The following is a 19875-nucleotide window of genomic DNA, read 5'->3' on the forward strand; positions in this document are numbered from 1 at the left end:
CTGATGTCTCTGTTCAAACAGCTGTTGATCGCGATCTGTCTGTTTCTGGTGGTTGCCTTTGCGGGGAGTTTTGTCGTCAGCCTCGAAAGCTCGCGGGCGCAGTACGTCAATCAGTTGCGCTCCCACGCCCAGGACGCTGCGACCTCGCTGGCCCTGTCGCTGACGTCCAATATCGATGACCCGGCGATGGTTGAGCTGATGGTGTCGTCGATCTTTGACAGCGGTTATTACGCGAGCATCCGGGTGGTGGATCTGGCCAGTGGCGACGCGATCGTCGAGCGCAGTGCGACGCCGGACAATCAGGGCGTGCCGCAGTGGTTCATCAACGCCATCGGGCTTGAACCGGCGGGCGGCGAGGCGATTGTCAGCCGTGGCTGGCAGCAGACGGCGCGGGTCGAGGTGGTGAGTCATCCGATGTTCGCGTTGGCGAAACTGTGGCAGAGCGCGCTGGGCAGCCTGGGTTGGTTGCTGGTGTGCGGCGTGGTCAGTGCGATTCTGGGGGCGATGCTGTTGCGCCGGCAGTTGAAGCCGCTGGACTACATGGTGGCGCAGTCCCAGGCGATTGGTCGTCGCGAGTTCCTCGTTCTGCCTGAGCTGCCGCGCACGCCGGAGCTGCGCCGGGTGGTGCAGGCGATGAACCAGATGGTCGAGAAGCTCAAGGCGCTGTTTCAGGAAAGCACCGAGCGCAGTGAGAAGCTGCGCATCGAGTCTTATCAGGACAGCCTGACCGGGCTGTCCAACCGCCGTTATTTCGACATGCAGCTCAACGCCCACGTCAGTCATCTGGAAGACGGCCGCGCGGGGTATTTGATGCTGTTGCGCGTCACCGATCTGGCCGGTCTGAACCAACGTCTGGGCGGCAAGCGCACCGATGCCTTGCTGGTGGCGGTGGCGGAGCAACTGGTGCGTCACTGCGAGAAGTTTCCGGAAACCCGTAACCTCATCAGCCGCAGCCGAGGCGGTGAGTTCGCCGTGCTGGCGCCGGGCATGGTTCACGATGAAGCCGTGCAGCTGGTGCAGAATCTTGAGGCGGCGCTGATGAGTCTGGAAGCCACCGGTGCCTCCGATGTCTCACCCGTCGCGCACATGGGGCTGGCGCCGTACAGCCCGGGCGATGCGTCGATGACCCTGCTGGGGTTGGCGGATCAGGCGCTTTCCCAGGCTGAAAGCGGCGGCGAGCGATCGTGGTATTGCATCGAGCGCGGCGCGATTGGTGATCTGGGTGAGGATCAGCACGCGTGGCACAGGACGTTGGACCATGCCCTTGAGCACGGGCGTTTTCAGTTGTTCTTCCAGCCGGTGGTGGCGTCGGGCGATGGCGCGACCGTGATGCATTACAAGGTGCTGTCGCGCTTGGTCGATGCTGACGGCGAGACAATTCCGGCGGGGCGCTTTCTGCCGTGGCTGGAACGCTTTGGCTGGTCGAGCCGGCTGGATTTGCTGATGTTGCGGCAAGTGCTGGGGCATCTGGGTACGCACAATGAGCGACTGGCGCTGAACCTGTCGGCGGCCACGCTGAACGACGCGGCGGCGCTCAACGAAGTGTTCAACGCCCTGCGCCAGCACCCGAAACTCGGCGCCCGCCTGACCTTCGAGATCGGCGAGGAGCAGGTGCCGGAGCAAGCGGTGCTGGAGAAGCTGACCCGACGCCTGCAAGAAGCCGGTTATTCCCTGGCGCTGCAGCGGTTTGGCGGGCGTTTCAGCATGATCGGCAACCTGGCGCATCTGGGGCTGGCGTATTTGAAGATCGATGGCAGCTACATCCGCACCATTGACCAGGAAAGTCATAAGCGTTTGTTTATCGAAGCAGTCCAGCGCGCGGCCCACAGCATCGACCTGCCGCTGATTGCCGAGCGTGTTGAGACAGAAGGTGAACACCGGGTGATCCTTGAGATGGGGATTGAAGGGGTACAGGGGCAGTTGTTCGGGGACCCTGCGCCGTGGAAGTGATGGGCTGAGGAATCCGCCTGCTGTTCTCTCAATAATGCTGGCTGACGCGCTCTGTGTAGGAGCGCGCTTGCCCGCGAATGCGGTGTGTCAGACGACATGAATGTAACAGACCCGCCGCATTCGCGACCGTCGTAACCTCCGATTGCTCCTACAGGGGGATTTGCGTTGGACGCGGATTTTGGGTGCGGGTGCAGAAATTGTAGGAGTGAGCTTGCTCGCGATTGCGGTGTGTCAGACGATATTCATGTAACAGACCCGCCGCATTCGACAGCAAGCCGGCTCGTACGGATTTGTATGGGTTGGTCAATAGGCGTTGTGTCAGGCGTGGGGGGCGGCGCCCCGGAAGACGCCTTCGCGGGCAAGCGCGCTCCTACGCCCTTCGGGCAGAGGCGGACCGAGGTCCATTCCATTTCATCCTGCGATTCCACAGCGGCGGGTGGTCATCCAATGCGTCTGCCGGTGGAATTCAATAATGCTGGCTGACGCGCTCTGTGTAGGAGCGCGCTTGCCCGCGAAGGCGGTGTGTCAGGCGATATTCATGTAACAGACCCGCCTCTTTCGCGACCGTCGTAACCTCCGATTGCTCCTACAGGGGATTTGCGTTCGACGCGGATCTGGAGGCGGATACACAAATTGTAGGAGTGAGCTTGCTCGCGATTGCGGTGGGTCAGACGGCATGAATGTCACAGACCCGCCGCTTTCGCGACCGTCGTAACCTCCGATTGCTCCTACAGGGGATTTGCGTTCGACGCGGATTTTGGGTGCGGGTACGTAAATCCGTTCGACGCGGATGCGCGTGCAGAAATTGTAGGAGTGAGCTTGCTCGCGAATGCGGTGTGTCAGTTATCTTTTATCAACTGACAGGACGCGTTCGCCAGCAAGCCGGCTCCAGATTTGCATATGCGGCGAACAGGGATGCTGCGCCAGACACCGTACGGTGTAGGAGCGTGGCTTGTCCCGCGATCGGCTGCGCAGCAGTCGTCAAACCTCCCGACGCATTTATCGCTAGCACACCGCATTCATCGGGTTGACTGCCGCTTCGCGCCAGATCGCGGGACAAGCCACGCTCCTACAGGGGATTTGCGTGCAACGCGGATTTTGGGGGCGGGCGTGAAATTGTGGGAGTGAGCTTGCTCGCGATTGCGGTGTGTCGGTTACCTTTTATCAACTGACAGAACGCATTCGCGGGCCCGCGCGCTCTTGCATCTAGCGCGTCAGCCAGCATTGTTTTCGAATGGCATGCCGTAAGCGGATAAGCGCCAAGGTCGGGGAGGTGGGTGGGCTTCAGATCAGCCGTTGTTCATCGTCATTGATCAAATCACTCAGGCCGCCCAGTGTTTCCCGGGCCTGGGTACGATCCATCAATTTCGCCTGTGCGGCGGAGGGGAGGTCGGTGATGTTGAGGATGCCTTTGCTGGTCAGGACCTGAATCAAGTCGTCCAGTACCCGGATCATGTCCATGTCGCTGGACTTGAGCTGGATCAGGCTTTTCTCGACCACTTCGTTGGCAAACCAGGCTTGCACCTGATGGTCATCGGGCGGCAGTTGCTCGCTTGCTTCGGCGAAGGCCGTCGCTTCCACGCGAATTAGCGTGCCATCGGCATCGCGCTGAACGTAAAACATGGCTCATTCCTCAGGGACTAACCGGGCTGGCAACCGTCAGGGACGGCTGCCAGCACAGTACAACAGCTCTCGCGACTCAGCTATCAGTGGTGATCGACTTTGATGGTCGGATCCGCACCGCTCACCAGCGAGTTGACCATGGCATTGCTCCAGGTCACGCCTTCCACCTTGATGTGCACATCGGCCGTGGTCGCCGCGGCAGCCGCAGTGACGTTCGACGCGAACTGCCCGGTGGTGCTCACCTGCAGAATGGTGTCATGGCCATCGTTGCTGACCTGCAGGTACTTGCTGAGGGTGTCGGTGTCTTCACCTTGCAGCAGGTCGCGCAGATCAATGCGGTCGCCAGCATCCTTGTTGAAATCCTTGATCACGTCAACGCCACCGCTGTTGGTGTCGCCAGCTTTCCAGGTAAACGTGTCCGCACCGGCGCCGCCGAAGAGGATGTCGTTGCCTTTACCGCCGACGAGCACGTCATTGCCACCCTGACCGAACAGAATGTCATTGCCATTGCCGCCCAGCAGGGTGTCGTTGCCGTCCAGCGAAGTCGACGACTTGCCGGCCAGGTCTGCTACCTGATCAATGTGGCTGGTCACGAACGAATGCAGCGTCTTGTCGTCGATGGTCGACACGTTGACGTGCAAGGTATCCGCCGCGAACGCCTTCAGCGCCGTAATGCCGCCCTGGTTGTTGAAGGTGATCAGATCGCCGAACAGGATGTCATTGCCGTCGCCACCGTTGAGGGTGTCGCTGCCCGGCGCGATGGTTTTCTGGTCGCCCAGCACCGCTTTCGCCAGGTCATCGGCGTTGACGTTGTTCAACGAGTGGTGGTCGCTGTCGTAGCGATCGAGGGTGGCCGTCTTCACGCCCGAGCCCAGACCGATTGCTTCGATGGTTGGCGACTGCTTCAACAGCAGTGCGTAGCCGGTGTCCGCGTCGGTGATGACCGCCTGGCTACCGTTCATCTCAGGAGAAGTCAGGCTGTATTCCTTGCCACCCTTACCGTCGGCATGGCTGGTCAGTACGCCGGCCCACTTGCCGCTCGCGTCGTAAACAGTGCCATCGCCTGTGATGACCGTTTTGCCGTTGATCTCGTACGTTGTTTTTTCCTTCCAGGTCACCAGCGCCATCGCCAGGGTGAAATCGGAGCCATTAACCTTGCCAAGCACCGTGCTGGTGTTCTGGTAAACGTTAGGCTCGCCGTCGGTGATGAAGTAGGTGCGGTTCTCGCCCGTCGGGTTGCTGCTGTTCAAGCCGGCAAACCAGTTCGCCGTGGTCTTGAACGGATCTTCGTAGTTGGTGGTACCGCCCGAGGTCATCCCGGCCAGCGCTGCGGACAGGGTCTTCATGGCAGCAGCCTTGTCAGACATGTCCACAGCAACGGTCGAGCGCACGTTGGTGTCGAAATCCACCAGCAGCACGTTGATCTTGCCGGCGTTGGCCGTCTGGGCACCGTTCGCCAGTTTCTCGAAGACCGATTGCAGCTGGGTCTTCGCCGTGTCGAGGTTTTTGCCCATGCTGCCCGAGCTGTCGACGATGAAGGCGATGTTGTAGCTCTTGCCCTGCACGATGGTCGTGCCGCTGACGTCGCCGACGATGATGTCGCCACCGGTGGTGCCGTTGATTGGCGTCGGGTCGGTGCCGGCCAGGCCTTCACTCGATTTGTAGGTCTGAGACTCGACAGTAACGGTGATCGCCTTGCTGTCGCTGGCGCTGGCTACGGCGCTTGGGACGCCTGGCACAGTCGCTTCGGTCGCCGTCGCCGTGACGTTCAGCGTGAACTTGCCGCTGAAGTAGTCAGGCGTGGTGATGCTCAGCGTCGACAGGTCAAATTTGCTGACGTCGATCGTGTCCATCACGGTTTTGCCGTTTTCGACGTGGGTCGTCACGGTGGCCGTGTGGCCCGCTGCGTCGGTCAGGATCGAGCCCGCCGGTGCGCCGCCGCTCAGGGTGGTGACGTGAGTCTCCGAACCGTCGAGGCTGTCACCGAATACCGCTTTGACCGGGCTGAGCTTGATCGCGGCGCCTTCGGTGCCGTGGTTCAGTTCGTAACCGGTGTAGTAACCCTCACCGCTGCCAACCGTGCCTTCGTGCAATGGCGAGACGTTCAGGCCGGAAGCCTTGAGGTCATCGACCGTTGCGAACAGCAGCACGTTGCTGCCGTTCAGGGCGACGGTCTGGGTCGCGCCGGTGCCGACGTTCTTGTCGACCAGGTTGATGTTGTAGCTGCCCGGGCCCGCCTGGTTGTAGTGGTAGATGTCCAGTGTGTAGTAGCCGGACTCCGTTGGCGTGAAGCCCGCACTCTGGATCTTGCCGCCCGCGCCCCATGTGGCGTTGGCTGCGGTCTGGCCACCGACGGTGATCAACAGACTGTCGTCCGCGGTACCGGAGAAGGTGTAGGTGTGGCCGGCTTCCATGTACATCAGACCGGACAACTTGGTGCCGGTCCCGACCGAGACGGACGAGTCCTGCGCACCGCTTGCGACCGTGTGCGTGGTCGGATCCACGGTGGTGTTGAAGCCGGCCTTGATGGTCGATTCGTTGGCGCCGTTGCCGTCCGTGCCCATGTTTTTCAGGGTGCCGACGTAGACGTCTTTCACCAGACCGGTCGACTGAACGACGCCGGAACCCAGTGTCACCAGCGGTTGGTCGGCGACAGGCGCCACGCTGATGGTGCCGGTGGCTGGCGTGGAGTCTGCCTTGCCCTGGTTGTCCACTGCCTTGTAGGTGAACGACGTGCTGCCCGCCCAATCGGCGGCTGGCTTGAAGTACACCGTTGCAGCGTTGCCGACTGCCGCAATGTTGCTCAGGCTGGTCAGCGCGACCTTGCCGGCCGCATCGGCGTAGAACGTGCCGTGTGCCGCCATGTCGACCAGGTTGAAGTGATCGACTTTACCGTCCACATCGGAGCCGGTCAGCTTGACCGCGATGGTGGTGTCTTCGTCGCCCGCTGCCGACGCTGACTTGGTCACCGGCGCATCGTTGACGGCAATCACGTTGACCTGGCTGTCGTGAACGACGGTCTGGTTGTTGGTGCCGTTGGCATCCACGTCGGTGACCGCGATGGTCACGCCGCGTGGCGTGGTGCTCGGGTTGTTGCTGCTGTCGGCGTAGGTGATCGACTTGATCACGGTTTCGTAATTGGCTATCGAAGCCTTGCCGGTCAGATTGATGTAGATGGTGCCGTCGGCGTCGTTGGTCAGGGTGTACTTGATGCCCAGACCGGTATCACCGCTGTTGCTGTCCTTGTAGTACTGGGACACGATCAAGTCTTCAGCCTGAATGCCGGTCAGCGTGATTTTCGCGCTGCTCAGCTGGGTGCTGTCGACGTCGGTGATGCTGAAGTCTTTGACGATCGGCGTCGCTGCACCGTTTTCGGTGTAGGTGATGCTGCCGAAGTTGACCACCGGCGCGTCGTTGACTGGCGTTACGGTGATGGTGCCGGTTGCCGGGGTGGTGGAAGCCGTGCCCTGGTTGTCGACGGCGGTATACGTGAACGGCGTGCTGCCGTTCCAGTTCGCGTCCGGCTTGAAGTAAATCGTCGCGCCATTGTTGGTGGCGGTGATGCTGGTGGTACCGGTCAAAGGCTGGGTGCCGGCAGCGTCCGAGTAGAACGTGCCATTGGCAGGCGTGTTGACCAGGGTGAAGTGGTCAATGGTGCCGTCCACATCGGAGCCGGTCAGCTTGACGGCAATGGTGGTGTCTTCGTTGCCCTTGCCTGTGGCGTTGTCGACAACAGGCGCGTCGTTCACGGCGATCACGTTGACCTTGCTGTCGTGCACGACAGTCAGGTTGTTGGTGCCATTGGCATCCACATCGGTGACAGCGATGGTCACGCCACGTGGCGTGGTGCTCGGGTTGTTGCTGTTGTCGGCGTAGGTGATCGACTTGATCAGGGTTTCGTAGTCGGCTACCGAAGCCTTGCCGGTCAAATCAATGAAGATGTTGCCGTTGGCGTCGTTGCTCAGCTTGTAGCTGATACCCAGATCGGTGGTACCGGTGGTGCCGTCGGCGCCGCCTTTGTAGTACTGAGAAACGATCAAGTCTTCAGCCTGAATGCCGGTCAGCGTGATTTTCGCGCTGCTCAGCTCAGTGCTGTCGACGTCGGTGATGCTGAAGTCTTTGACGATCGGCGTCGCTGCACCGTTTTCGGTGTAGGTGATGCTGCCGAAGTTGACCACAGGCGCGTCGTTGATCGGCGTCACTGTGATGGTGCCGGTTGCCGGGGTGGTGGAAGCCGTGCCCAGGTTGTCGACGGCGGTATACGTGAACGGCGTGCTGCCATTCCAGTTCGCGTCCGGCTTGAAGTAGATCGTCGCACCGTTGTTGGTGGCGGTGATGCTGGTGGTACCAGTGAGCGGCTGAGTGCCGGCGGCATCGGAGTAGAAGGTCCCGTTGGCAGGCGTGTTGACCAGATTGAAGTGGTCAATGGTGCCGTCGACGTCAGAGCCCGTCAGCTTGACGGCGATGGTGGTGTCTTCGTTGCCCTTGCCTGTGGCGTTGTCGACTACCGGCGCGTCGTTGACCGACGCAACGTTCACGGTCAGTGACTGCGTCGTGGTGGCCGAGTCCTTGTTGGCGCCTTCGGTCGACGTCGAGCTCACTTGCAGGTCGAACGAGCCGTTGAAGTCTTTCGGCGGCGTGATGGTCAGGGTGCTCAGGTTCCAGCCGGTGAGGTAAGCCTCGCCATCGCCGCCTTCAGAAACAGGGATGGAGGTGTAGCTGTGGCCATTGCCATCGCTCAACACCGCGCCCACTGGAATGCCGCCCACAATGACCGGACCGAGGGACTCAGAACCGTCGGTGTCCACCAGTGCAGCGCTCAGGTCCAGCTTGATGGCACTGTCTTCATCGCCTTGGGCGTTGGTGACGGTGACGATCGGGGCATCAGCCACCGGCGTGACGTTGATGATCCCGTTGGCAGGCGCGCCCGCTGGCAGGTTCTGGTCATCGACGGCGGTGTAGGTGAAGTTGGTGTCACCGGCCCAGTTCGCGTCTGGCTTGAAGTAGATCGTCGCGCCGTTGTTGCTGGCGGCGATGTTGCTCAAGTTGGTCAGCGGCTGAGTGCCGGCGGCATCGGAGTAGAAGGTGCCGTTGGCTGGCGTGTTGACCAGATTGAAATGGTCGATCGTGCCGTCGACGTCAGAGCCAGACAGCTTGACGGCGATGGTAGTGTCTTCGTTGCCCTGGCCCGACGCAGCGTTAACAACTGGAGCGTCATTGACGGCAATCATGTTCATCTGGCTGTCGTGAACGACGGTCAGGTTGTTGGTGCCATTGGCATCTGCGTCGGTCACAGCGATGGTCACGCCGCGTGGCGCAGTGCTTGGGTTTTCGCTGTTGTCGGCGTAAGTGATCGACTTGATCAGGGTTTCGTAATTGGCAACCGAAGCCTTGCCGGTCAAGTCGATAACGATATTGCCGTCGGCGTCGTTGCTCAGCTTGTAACTGATACCCAGATCGGTAGTACCGGTGGTGCCGTCGCTGCCGCCTTTGTAGTACTGGGAAACGATCAGGTCTTCAGCCTGAATACCGGTCAGCGTGATCTTCGCGCTGGTCAGCTCCGTGCTGTCGACGTCGGTGATGCTGAAGTCTTTGACGATCGCCATCGGCGCACCGTTTTCGGTGTAGGTGGTGCTGTCGAAGTTCACCACTGGCGCATCGTTCACTGGCGCGACGTTCACGGTCAGGGACTGAATGGTGGTGGCCGAGTCCTTGTTGGCGCTTTCGGTCGAGGTCGAGCTGACTTGCAGGTTGAACGAGCCGTTGAAGTCTTTCGGCGGCGTGATCGTCAGGGTGCTCAGGTTCCAGCCGGTGAGGTAAGCCTCGCCATCGCCGCCTTCGGAAACAGGGATGGAGGTGTAGCTGTGGCCGTTGCCATCGCTCAACACCGCGCCCACTGGAATGCCGCCCACAATGACAGGGCCGAGGGACTCGGAACCGTCGGTGTCCACCAGTGCAGCGCTCAGGTCCAGCTTGATGGCGCTGTCTTCATTACCTTGGGCGTTAGTGACGGTGACGATCGGCGCATCAGCCACTGGCGTGACATTGATCGTGCCCGTTGCCGTGTTGCCGGCGGGCAGATTCTGGTTGTCGACTGCGGTGTAAGTAAAGTTGGTATCGCCTGCCCAGTTCGCGTCCGGCTTGAAGTAGATCGTCGCGCCGTTGTTGCTGGCGGTGATGTTGGTCAAGTTGGTCAGCGGCTGAGTGCCGGCGGCGTCCGAGTAGAAGGTGCCGTTGGCAGGGGCACTGACCAGGTTGAAGTGGCCAATGGTGCCATCGACATCAGAGCCGGACAGCTTGACGGCGATGGTGGTGTCTTCGTTGCCCGAACCCGAAGCGGCGTTCACTACCGGCGCGTCGTTGACCGCAGTCACGTCGATTTGGCCAGTGGCGCTGCCCGACAGGTTGTTGGTGCCATTGGCATCAACGTCGGTCACTTCGATGGTCACGCCACGTGGCGTGGTGATCGGGTTATCGCTGCTGTTGGCGTAGGTGATCGAGTTGATCAGCGTGGTGTAGTCCGCGATGGACGCCTTGCCGGTCAGGTCGATAACGATGTTGCCGTTGGCGTCGTTGCTCAACGTGTAGCTGATACCCAGGTCGGTGGTACCGGTGGTGCCGTCGGTGCCGCCTTTGTAGTACTGGGAAACGATCAGGTCTTCCGCCTGAATGCCGGTCAGCGTGATTTTCGCGCTGCTCAGTTGAGCGCTGTCTACGTCGCCGATCTGGAGGTTGCTGACCAATGCCTGAGGTGCGCCGTTCTCGACGTAGTCAGGGTTGGTGAAGGTAACCGTTGGCGCGTCGTTAACCGCCCCGACGTTCACGGTCAGGGACTGAATCGTGGTGGCCGAGTCCTTGTTGGCGCTTTCGGTCGAGGTCGAGCTCACTTGCAGGTTGATCAAGCCGTTGAAGTCTTTCGGCGGCGTGATCGTCAGGTTGGTCAGATCCCAACCGTTGATGTAGACCGCGCCATCGCCTGTCGGGATCGAGGTGTAGCTGTGGGTGCCGTCAGTCAGCACAGCGCCCACTGGAATACCGGACACCACGAACGGGCCGAGGGACTCGGAGCCGTCGGTGTCGACCAGCGCGGTGCTCACGTTCAGCTTGATCGCGGAGTCTTCATTACCTTGGGCGTCGGCAACGGTGACGATCGGGGCATCGGCCACCGGCGTGACGTTGATGATGCCGTTGGCTGGGGCGCCTGCTGGCACGTTCTGGTCGTCGACAGCGGTGTAGGTGAAGTTGGTGTCGCCGGCCCAGTTGGCGTCCGGCTTGAAGTAGATCGTCGCGCTGTTGTTGCTGGCGGCGATGTTGCTGAGGTTGGTCAGCTCCTGGGTCCCGGCGGCGTCGGCGTAGAACTTGCCGTGCTCGGCCATGGTGGCCAGGTTGAAGTGATCGATGGTGCCGTCGACGTCAGCGCCGGTCAGCTTGACCGCGATGGCGGTGTCTTCGTTGCCCTGGCCCAATGCCGCGTTTACGGTCGGAGCGTCGTTGACGGCAATCACGTTAATCTGGCCGTCGTGAGAGGCGGTCAGGTTAGTGGTGCCGTTGGCGTCCAGATCGGTGACGGAAATGCTCACGCCGCGCGGTACGGTGCTCGGGTTTTCGCTGTTGTCGGCGTAGGTGAGCGACTTGATCAGGGTTTCATAGTTGGCGACCGAGGCATTGCCCGTGAGGTCGATCACGATGTTGCCGTTGGCGTCGTTGCTCAGGGTGTAGGTGATGCCCAGGTCAGTCAGGCCAGTAGTGCCACCTTTGTAGTACTGGGACACAACGAGGTCTTCAGCCTGAATACCGGTCAGCGTGATTTTTGCGCTGCTCAGTTGAGTGCTGTCGATGTCGGTGATGCTGAAGTTATTGACCAGCGCGATCGGCGCACCGTTTTCGGTGTAAGTCACGCTGTCGAAGTTGACCGCCGGGCCGTCGTTCACTGGCGTCACGTTCACGGTCAGGGACTGAATCGTGGTGGCCGAGTCCTTGTTGGCGCTTTCGGTCGATGTCGAGCTCACTTGCAGGGTGATCGGGCCGTTGAAGTCTTTCGGCGGCGTGATCGTCAGGTTGGTCAGATCCCAGCCATTGATGTAGACAGCGCCGTCGCCGGTCGGGATCGAGGTGTAGCTGTGGGTGCCGTCCGTCAGCACGGCGCCCACTGGAATACCGGACACCACGAACGGGCCCAGGGATTCCGAGCCATCGGTGTCGACCAATGCGGTGCCGACGTTGATCTTGATCGCGGAGTCTTCATTACCTTGTGCGTCGGCAACGGTAACGATCGGCGCATCGGCCACTGGAGTGACGTTGATGATGCCGTTGGCTGGCGCGCCGGCTGGCTGGCCCTGATTGTCGACCGCGGTATAGGTGAAGTTGGTATCGCCCGCCCAGTTCGCGTCCGGCTTGAAATAGATCGTCGCGCCGTTGGCGGTAGCCGCGATGTTGCTGAGACTGGTGAGCGCCTGGGTACCGGCAGCGTCGGCGTAGAACGTGCCGTTGGCTGCCAGGCTGACCAGATTGAAGTGATCGATGGTGCCGTCGACGTCAGCGCCGGTCAGCTTGACCGCGATGATGGTGTCTTCGTCGCCGTTGCCCGATGCGTCGATGACGGTCGGCGCGTCGTTGACCGGGGTGATGGCGACTTCGCCGGTGGCGCTGCCCGTAAGGTTGTTGGTGCCGTGGGTGTCCACGTCAGTCACTTCGATCGTCACGCCGCGTGGGGTGGTAACCGGTGCGTCGCTGCTGTTGGCGTAGGTGATCGAGTTGATCAGCGTGGTGTAGTCGGCGATCGAGGCGTTGCCGTTCAACTGAATGACGACGTTACCGTTGGCGTCGTTGCCCAGCGTGTAGCTGATGCCCGAGGCCGTGGTACCGCTGTTGCCACCCTGGAAGGACGGCGATGCGATCAGGTCTTCGGCCTGAACGCCGGTCACGGTGATCTTCGCGCCGCTCAACTGGCCGCCGTCGACGTCGCCGATCTGCAGGTTGTTGACCAACGCCTGGGGCGCGCCGTTTTCGACGTAATCGGTGCCGGTGAACGAGACGGTCGGGGCGTCATTGACGGCGACGACGTGCACGATACTGGTGGCCGGTGCGGAGTCGTTCTGGCCGTCGTTGACGGTCACAGTGATGGTGCGATCCGCGACGCTCGGGTCTTCGCTGCTGTTCTGGAAGGTGATCGACTTGATCACGGCTTCGTATTCGGCAGCGGTGGCCGCGCCCGTCAGGGTCAGTACGATCTGGCCATTGACGGTGGCGGTGCTGACCGCGATGTTCGTGTTCGGGCTGCCCACCACCAGGGTGTCGGCGTCCTGAGGGTTGGTCAGGGTGACTTTCGCGCCTTGCAGGTTCGGGCTGTCGGCGTCGGTGACGGTCAACTGGTCGGCGATCGATACGCCAGCCTGGCCTTCGGTGAAGGTGGTTTCGCTGTTGGTGCCGTTAGCGCCGCCATTCGGATCGACAACCGGCAGAGCATCGTTGTCGATGATGGTGGTAGTGACGCTGCCGTTGGTAGCGCTGACAGCGACGTTCTCGAAGTTGCCGCCGCTGATGGCGCCGATCGCCACGGTGACGTTTTCAACGCCTTCCGGGATCGTGTCATTAAGGGTGTTCAGGTCAAAGGTGACGCTGCTGCTGTTGGCAGGGATCTTCACGCTGACCACTTGCGTGTAGTCGGTGCCGTTGGTCGCGGTGCCGCTGTAGGTCAGGTTGATCGTGACTTCGGTCTGCGCCGGGTTGCTCAACGTAATGGTGTACGTGGCGGCCTGGCCTTCAATCACCGACTGGGTGCCGGTGATGCTGGCAATGGTGGTGTCGATGGTGTCGGTGATGGTGGTCACCGCCGGCGTCGGATCGGTCGTCACGACCAGGCCGCCACCGCCCGTTGTGCCAGTGATGGTCGTGCTGATAACTGAAGGGTCGATGTACGGCGTGTTGTTGTCAGCCACTTGAACAGTGGTAGAGCCCGACGTGTCGCCGCCACGAATGACGATGGTCGACCCGTTGGACAGGGTAATGGTCAGGTCCGATGTCGGGGCCTGCGTGACGTTTGCCGTGTACACCAGCGCGCCGCCGGCTTCGGTCAGCGTCTGGGTGGCGGTCAGTGTCAGGGTGCCCGTTGGCTGAGGAGCGGCGGCGTTGCCATTGCCGTTGTCGATCGGCAGGCCGTTGCTCAGCGTAGGAGGCGGCACAGCCGTCGTCCCCAGACCGTTGGTCGGGAAGCCGATGGTCGGATCCACTTCGCCCGCCGTCTCGGTGAGCATCACCACGCTGTGGCCGCCGCCTGCGTTGCCGCCATCACCTGGGGCTGCTTGCGGACCTGCTGCAGTGGCTTCGAGGTCTTTGGTCGGGTCGGCGCCGGCGGCGATGGCCTGCTGCAGTTCAGCAACGGACGGTGCCGCTTGCGCGGTGGCTTCGGCAAGGTTGGTGGTAGAAGCCGGTGCGTCTGCGCTCCACTGGCTGTCACGGCCAATGTCCAATTGACGGCCATCAGCAAGCTGCAGCGTGACTGCGCCTCCCGGGCCTGTCACAAGCTGCTCGCCGGTGAACAACCGGTCACCCTCGATGAGCACACGACGAATCCCTTCCGGGGAAACTGCGACTACCTGGCCAACAATGCTTTTGACGATGGCAACAACACTGCTCATGGGGGTGACTCTCCGAAATTACCGTTCAGTTGGTATCCATCATGCTGACCGGCCTTAACTAACGCCGCTTCATACTGGGATACGTAAAAAATTCGCATTTGTTTCGATGCCAGATAACAAGTTAGGGAACTTACTAAGTTGCTCATAATCTGGCGTCAATTTATCAACAGCAGGTCGGCACCGGAATTAACTTTCTGCCAAAGTATTGACCTATTCGGCGACATCCTAAACAATCGCTTCCGTAATGTCACATTGATATTTGATGAGATCGCGTATTTCTGCAGTGTGATCGCAAGCGCCCTTCAGAACACTCTCGAAACGATCACTTCAATGGCCATTTTTACGATGCGGCAGTGTGTATTGCTGCGTTTTGAACAAGTACGTTCTCGGGAAACCACCAAAATGCGTAAGCACCTCTTCACTGCTGTACCCCTTATCCTTTGTGCCGGCTTCGTTCAGGCTCAGACCCTGCAGTCCGCCATGCAGAAAGCCATGGACGAACATCCCGAGGTGCAGGCCGGCATCAATGCCCGTATCGCCCAGGACTACGCGCTCCGCGCTGCGAGAGGCGGCTACCTGCCGCGTGTCGACGTCACGGCTGGCTACGGCCGGGCCGGTTCCGATACGCCAAGCACCCGTGCCTCGACCGGTCGTCACGACTACCAGACGCTGGACCGCGGCGAGTCCGCCATCCGCCTTCAGCAGATGCTGTTTGATGGCTTTGCAACAAGTAACGAAGTTGCGCGTCAACAAGCCACCGCCAATTCCCGGGCATACTCGCTGTTAAATACAACCGAACGTACCGCGTTGACTGTTGCGCAGGTCTATCTGGATGTTCTTACCCAGCGTGAAATGGTTCGGCTGGCTGAAGAGAACCTGAAGAGTCACGAACGTATTTACGACCAAATCAAACTTCGCACTTCCCGCGGCGTGGGTCGTATGGCCGATATGGACCAGGCCGATGCCCGTCTGGCACAGGCTCGTAACAACCTGATCACCGAACAAACCAACCTGGCCGACGCACAAACCAATTACTTGAGTGCCGTTGGTCTGGAAGCTGATCAACTTGAAGCACCGTCGCCGTTCGCGATGATGCCTGCCGATCTGAACGAAGCCCGCCGCCAGATGCTGGAAAACAGCCCGGTGCTGCGCTCGGCCGAAGCCGACATCGTTGCCGCTGAAAAGCAGTACACCTCGGCTCAGTCCAATTACTACCCGCGTTTCGATGCAGAACTGGGCCGCAATGCCGATAACAACATTGGCGGCGACGAAGGCCACAACAATGGCTGGGAAGCCATGGTCCGCATGCGCTTCAACCTGTACGCCGGTGGCAGCAACAAGGCCGACCTGCAATCGAAGTCGTACCTGTCGAGCCAGGCACTGGATATCCGCAACAACGCACTGCGTCAGTTGAACGAAGAACTGGGCCTGGCCTGGAACGCCTACAACAACGCCAATGCCCAGGTGCCGATCGCTCAGCAGTACGTCGAGCGGGCCAACAGTGTGCGTACCTCTTACCAGCAGCAATTCAGTCTGGGAGAGCGTACCCTGCTCGACCTTCTCGACAGCGAGAACGAGTTGTTCACCGCGCAACAGCGTCTGGTGCAGCTGAAAAACCTGCAGACGTACACCCAGTACCGCATCAAGGCGGACATGGGCACATTGCTGAAAAGCCAGGGCGTCGTAGCGCCGATGGCATCGGTTGTGCAGAACGATGTCAAACCGACCGTTCAGCTGCCGGGCATGAACTGATTCTTGACGGAGTCAGCTTCTTTTAATCGTTAAGAAAGAGAGTGTCAGCGTGGACTTGGAATTACCTTCGGCTCAATTAGGTCATGATCCACGCAGCCAGCACGACGATCCGTTACTCGACGGGCTGCTGACACTCTGCGCCCTGCACCACAAGCCAGCGAGCCGGGCGATGCTGACCACCGGTCTGCCATTGCCCGACCAACGCCTGAGCCCGGATCTGTTGCCTCGCGCCGCAGCCCGGGCCGGCTTGCAGGGGCGTTTGCTGCAACGCAAGCTCACCCAGATTCCCGAGATCGCCTTGCCCGCCTTGCTGCTCCTGAAAGAAGGGCGCTCTGCCGTTCTGCTCGGTTGGGAGGGTGAGTCTGCCCGCCTGCTGATCAGCGAAAGCAACGGTGGCGAAGTGCTGATCGAAACCGAAGCGCTGGCGCAGGATTACAGCGGTCGGGTGTTTTTCGCACAGCCGCAGCATAAATTTGACGTAACCCAGGGCTCGCTCATCCCGCGCGCTCGCTCCTGGTTCAAAGACACACTCAAGCTGTCTCGCTGGCTTTACGTCGACGCGATCGCTGCCAGCTTCGTGATCAACCTGATCGCGCTGGCTACCCCTCTTTTTGTCATGAACGTCTACGACCGTGTCGTGCCCAACCAGGCCACCGCAACCTTGTGGGTGCTGGCGACCGGTATCTGTGGCGCGTTCCTGTTTGACCTTTTGCTCAAGGGCCTGCGCAGTCTGTGCCTGGATCTGGCCGGCAAGAAAACCGACCTGATCATTTCCGCCACGCTGTTCGAGCGAATCGTCGGCATGGCGATGAAATTTCGCCCGGCGCGGGTCGGCAGCTATGCCCAGAACATCCATGAGTTCCAGGGCATGCGTGACTTCCTCACCTCGCTGACCCTGACCAGCCTCATCGACCTGCCGTTCACGTTGATCATCCTGTTGGTGATCGCGCTGCTGGGCGGGCATCTGGTGTGGATTCCCATCATTGCCTTCCCGCTGGCGCTGGGCATCGGCCATTTCCTGCAAAAACCGCTGACCTCCACCCTTGAGCGCACCATGGCGCTGGGGGCCGAGCGTCAGTCGAGCCTGATCGAAACCCTCGCCGGCCTCGATGCAGTGAAGGTCAACAACGCTGAAAGCGAGCGTCAGTACCAGTGGGAGCACACCATCGGCACGCTCAGCCGCCTGGAACTGCGGGTCAAAGTGCTTTCCGGTCTCGCCATGAACATCACCCTGCTGATTCAGCAACTGGCCGGCGTGGCGATGATCTGTTTTGGCGTCTACATGATCATGGACGGCGTCCTCAGCATGGGCGGCCTGGTGGCGTGCTACATGCTCAGCGGTCGCGCTCTGGGCCCGTTGGCGCAACTGTCCGGTCTGCTGACCCGTTATCAGCAAGCCAAAGTGACCATGGTGTCGGTCGATCAGATGATGGAGCTGCCGCAGGAGCGCAACTTCGATGAGCGTCCGCTCAGCCGTCAGGTCCTGCAGGGCGCCATGGAATTCCGCAACCTGGAATTCACGTACCCGAACCAGCAGAACCTGGCGCTGCGCAACATCAATCTGGTGATCCGCCCGGGCGAGAAGGTCGGCATCATCGGCCGTAGCGGTTCAGGCAAAAGCTCCCTGGCCAAGCTGCTGGTCGGTTTGTATCAGCCGGACGAAGGCTCGCTGCTGGTGGATGGCGTCGACATTCGCCAGATCGACGTCAGTGAAGTGCGCCACAACATTGGTTACGTTGCCCAGGACATTCAACTGTTGTCCGGCACGCTGCGCGACAACCTGATTTCCGGCGCGCGTTACGTGGATGACGAGATGGTGCTGCAGGCTGCTGAACTGGCCGGCGTGCATGAATTCGCCAGCCTGCATCCCCAGGGCTACGAGCTGCAAGTGGGTGAGCGCGGGCAGAATCTGTCCGGTGGTCAGCGGCAGAACGTCGCCCTGGCGCGGGCCTTGTTGCTCGATCCGCCGATTCTGTTGCTCGACGAACCCACCAGCGCCATGGACAACACCGGCGAAGAACGTTTGAAGCAGCGCCTGTTTGGCGTTATCGAGAAAAAGACCGTGATTCTTGTGACACACCGAGCTTCGTTGCTCAGCCTGGTTGATCGCCTGGTGGTCATCGACCGCGGCCAGATCGTGGCCGACGGCCCGAAAGCCGCCGTTATGGAAGCGTTGAAGAAGGGGCAGATCAGTGTTGCTTAAGTCAGGTCAAAACTCCGGTGGCGGCATCTTCGGCTACTTCAAGGGCTCGCCTTCGCTGGAAGGCCAGGCGCTGCCCGAAGTCAAAAAGGCATTGGTGGACGACGCTCCGCGCATCGTGCGCCTGACCATTTGGGCCGTGATCCTGTTCTTCGTGTTCTTGCTGGTCTGGGCGAACTACGCCGTGATCGATGAAGTGACGAAGGGCGAGGGCAAGGCCATTCCGTCGACCAAGATCCAGAAGATCCAGAACCTGGAGGGCGGCATCGTTGCGCAGATCTACGCCCATGACGGCCAGATCGTCGACGCTGGCGCCCCGCTGATTCGTCTCGACGACACCCGTTTTGCGTCCAACGTTGGTGAGACAGAGGCTGATCGTCTGGCCATGCAGCTGCGCGTTGAGCGCCTGAGCGCCGAGGTCGATGATCGTCCGCTGAACATCAGCGCTGAAGCGCGCAAGTTGGTGCCGAATCAGGCGTCCAACGAAGAGTCCCTGTACAAGAGCCGCCGTCAGCAACTGGTGGACGAAGTGGGTGGTTTGCAGCAGCAGTTGATTCAACGGCAGCAAGAGTTGCGCGAATTTGCTTCCAAGCAGGAGCAATACCGCAGCAGCCTGGGCCTGTTGCGCCAGGAGATCGGCATGTCCGAGCCGTTGGTGTCCCAGGGCGCGGTGTCGCCGGTGGACATCCTGCGACTGAAACGCTCTGAGGTCGAAACCCGTGGTCAGCTGGACGGCACCACCCTGGCAATCCCCCGCGCACAAGCGGCGATTGCCGAAGTGCAGCGCAAGATCGATGAGACCCGTGGCAAATTCCGCAGCGACGCGCTGACGCAACTGAACGAGGCGCGCACCAACCTTTCGAAGGCGCAGTCGACGGCCAAGGGCCTTGAAGACCGCGTCAACCGTACGATGGTGACGTCGCCGGTGCGCGGCGTGGTCAAGCAGATGCTGGTCAACACCGTCGGCGGCGTGATTCAGCCGGGCAGCGACATCGCCGAAGTGGTGCCGCTGGATGACACGCTGTTGGTAGAAGCGCGCATTCGCCCGCAAGACATTGCCTTCCTGCACCCGGGGCAGGAAGCGATGATCAAGTTCACGGCCTACGACTACACGATTTATGGCGGGCTGAAAGGCAAGCTGGAGCAGATCGGCGCTGACACCATCCAGGACGAAGAGAAGAAGAACACCTTCTACGTGATCAAACTGCGCACCGACCGCAGCCACCTCGGCACCGATGAGCATCCGCTGCTGATCATCCCCGGCATGGTCGCCTCGGTGGACATCATTACCGGCAAGAAAACCATCCTGAGCTACCTGCTCAAACCTGTCCTCAAAGCCCGCGCCGAGGCATTGCACGAGCGTTGATGGCAGAGGGCCGCGTGCTTTTTTGTGGGACCGGCTTTAGCCGGGAAAGCGTCAGGTGTCACACCGAAAATCTAATGGTGCTGATACCGGCCTTTTCCCGGCTAAAGCCGGTCCCACTGACACGCCGCACGCTCGTAGGACCGGCTTCAGCCGGGAAAGCGTCAGGCGTGACATCGCAAATGTATGGTTGTTCTCGCGGGCCTCTTCCCGGCTAAAGCCAGTCCTACAGACCGCGCACCTCGTGGGACCGGCTTCAGCCGGGAAGGCGTCAGGCGTGACACCGCAAATCTGATGGTGTTTGAACTGACCTCTTCCCGGCTAAAGCCGGTCCCACTAAAAGCGACGCG

The 19875-nt window shown here is 60.7% G+C and carries 6 protein-coding genes; 4 read left to right on the forward strand and 2 right to left on the reverse strand.

Going from position 1 to position 19875, the window contains the following annotated elements:
* The first annotated feature begins 3 nt into the window (after positions 1-3).
* Positions 4-1950 (forward strand): cyclic di-GMP receptor LapD, encoded by a 1947-nt coding sequence (gene lapD, locus BMY98_RS22655; RefSeq protein WP_074892613.1) that lies wholly within the window; start codon positions 4-6, stop codon positions 1948-1950.
* Between the two features lie 1284 nt (positions 1951-3234).
* On the opposite strand, the gene BMY98_RS22660 is transcribed toward lapD, so the two are convergent.
* Together BMY98_RS22660 and BMY98_RS22665 are read right to left on the reverse strand one after the other, a co-directional pair.
* Positions 3235-3573, reverse strand: a complete 339-nt coding sequence (locus tag BMY98_RS22660) for a tryptophan synthase subunit beta (RefSeq protein WP_074892614.1) — start codon at positions 3571-3573, stop codon at positions 3235-3237.
* Positions 3574-3656: 83 nt separating this feature from the next.
* Positions 3657-14210, reverse strand: a complete 10554-nt coding sequence (locus BMY98_RS22665; protein ID WP_074892615.1) for a retention module-containing protein — start codon at positions 14208-14210, stop codon at positions 3657-3659.
* Positions 14211-14612: 402 nt separating this feature from the next.
* Here BMY98_RS22665 and BMY98_RS22670 point away from each other — a divergent pair, with 402 nt between their 5' ends.
* The 3 genes from BMY98_RS22670 to BMY98_RS22680 are packed head-to-tail and all read left to right on the forward strand — an operon-like array spanning position 14613 to position 19528.
* Entirely contained in the window at positions 14613-15962 is a 1350-nt protein-coding gene (locus tag BMY98_RS22670) for a TolC family outer membrane protein (protein WP_074892621.1), read from the forward strand.
* Between the two features lie 49 nt (positions 15963-16011).
* Positions 16012-18165: a type I secretion system permease/ATPase gene (locus BMY98_RS22675; protein WP_074892616.1), complete on the forward strand. Its 2154-nt coding sequence runs from the start codon at positions 16012-16014 to the stop codon at positions 18163-18165.
* On the forward strand, positions 18155-19528 hold the full coding sequence (locus BMY98_RS22680; RefSeq protein ID WP_074892617.1) for an HlyD family type I secretion periplasmic adaptor subunit: 1374 nt from the start codon (positions 18155-18157) through the stop codon (positions 19526-19528). The genes BMY98_RS22675 and BMY98_RS22680 overlap by 11 nt, the downstream gene beginning before the upstream one ends.
* Positions 19529-19875 lie beyond the last annotated feature (347 nt).

The sequence above is a fragment of the Pseudomonas graminis genome (assembly GCF_900111735.1).
Lineage (GTDB): Bacteria > Pseudomonadota > Gammaproteobacteria > Pseudomonadales > Pseudomonadaceae > Aquipseudomonas > Aquipseudomonas graminis.

What these genes read in the sequence shown, in the direction of transcription:
- lapD (WP_074892613.1), top strand. Translation starts at nt 4, where the DNA reads ATGTCTCTGTTCAAACAGCTGTTGATCGCGATCTGTCTGTTTCTGGTG.
- BMY98_RS22660 (WP_074892614.1), bottom strand. Translation starts at nt 3,573, where the DNA reads ATGTTTTACGTTCAGCGCGATGCCGATGGCACGCTAATTCGCGTGGAA.
- BMY98_RS22665 (WP_074892615.1), bottom strand. Translation starts at nt 14,210, where the DNA reads ATGAGCAGTGTTGTTGCCATCGTCAAAAGCATTGTTGGCCAGGTAGTC.
- BMY98_RS22670 (WP_074892621.1), top strand. Translation starts at nt 14,613, where the DNA reads ATGCGTAAGCACCTCTTCACTGCTGTACCCCTTATCCTTTGTGCCGGC.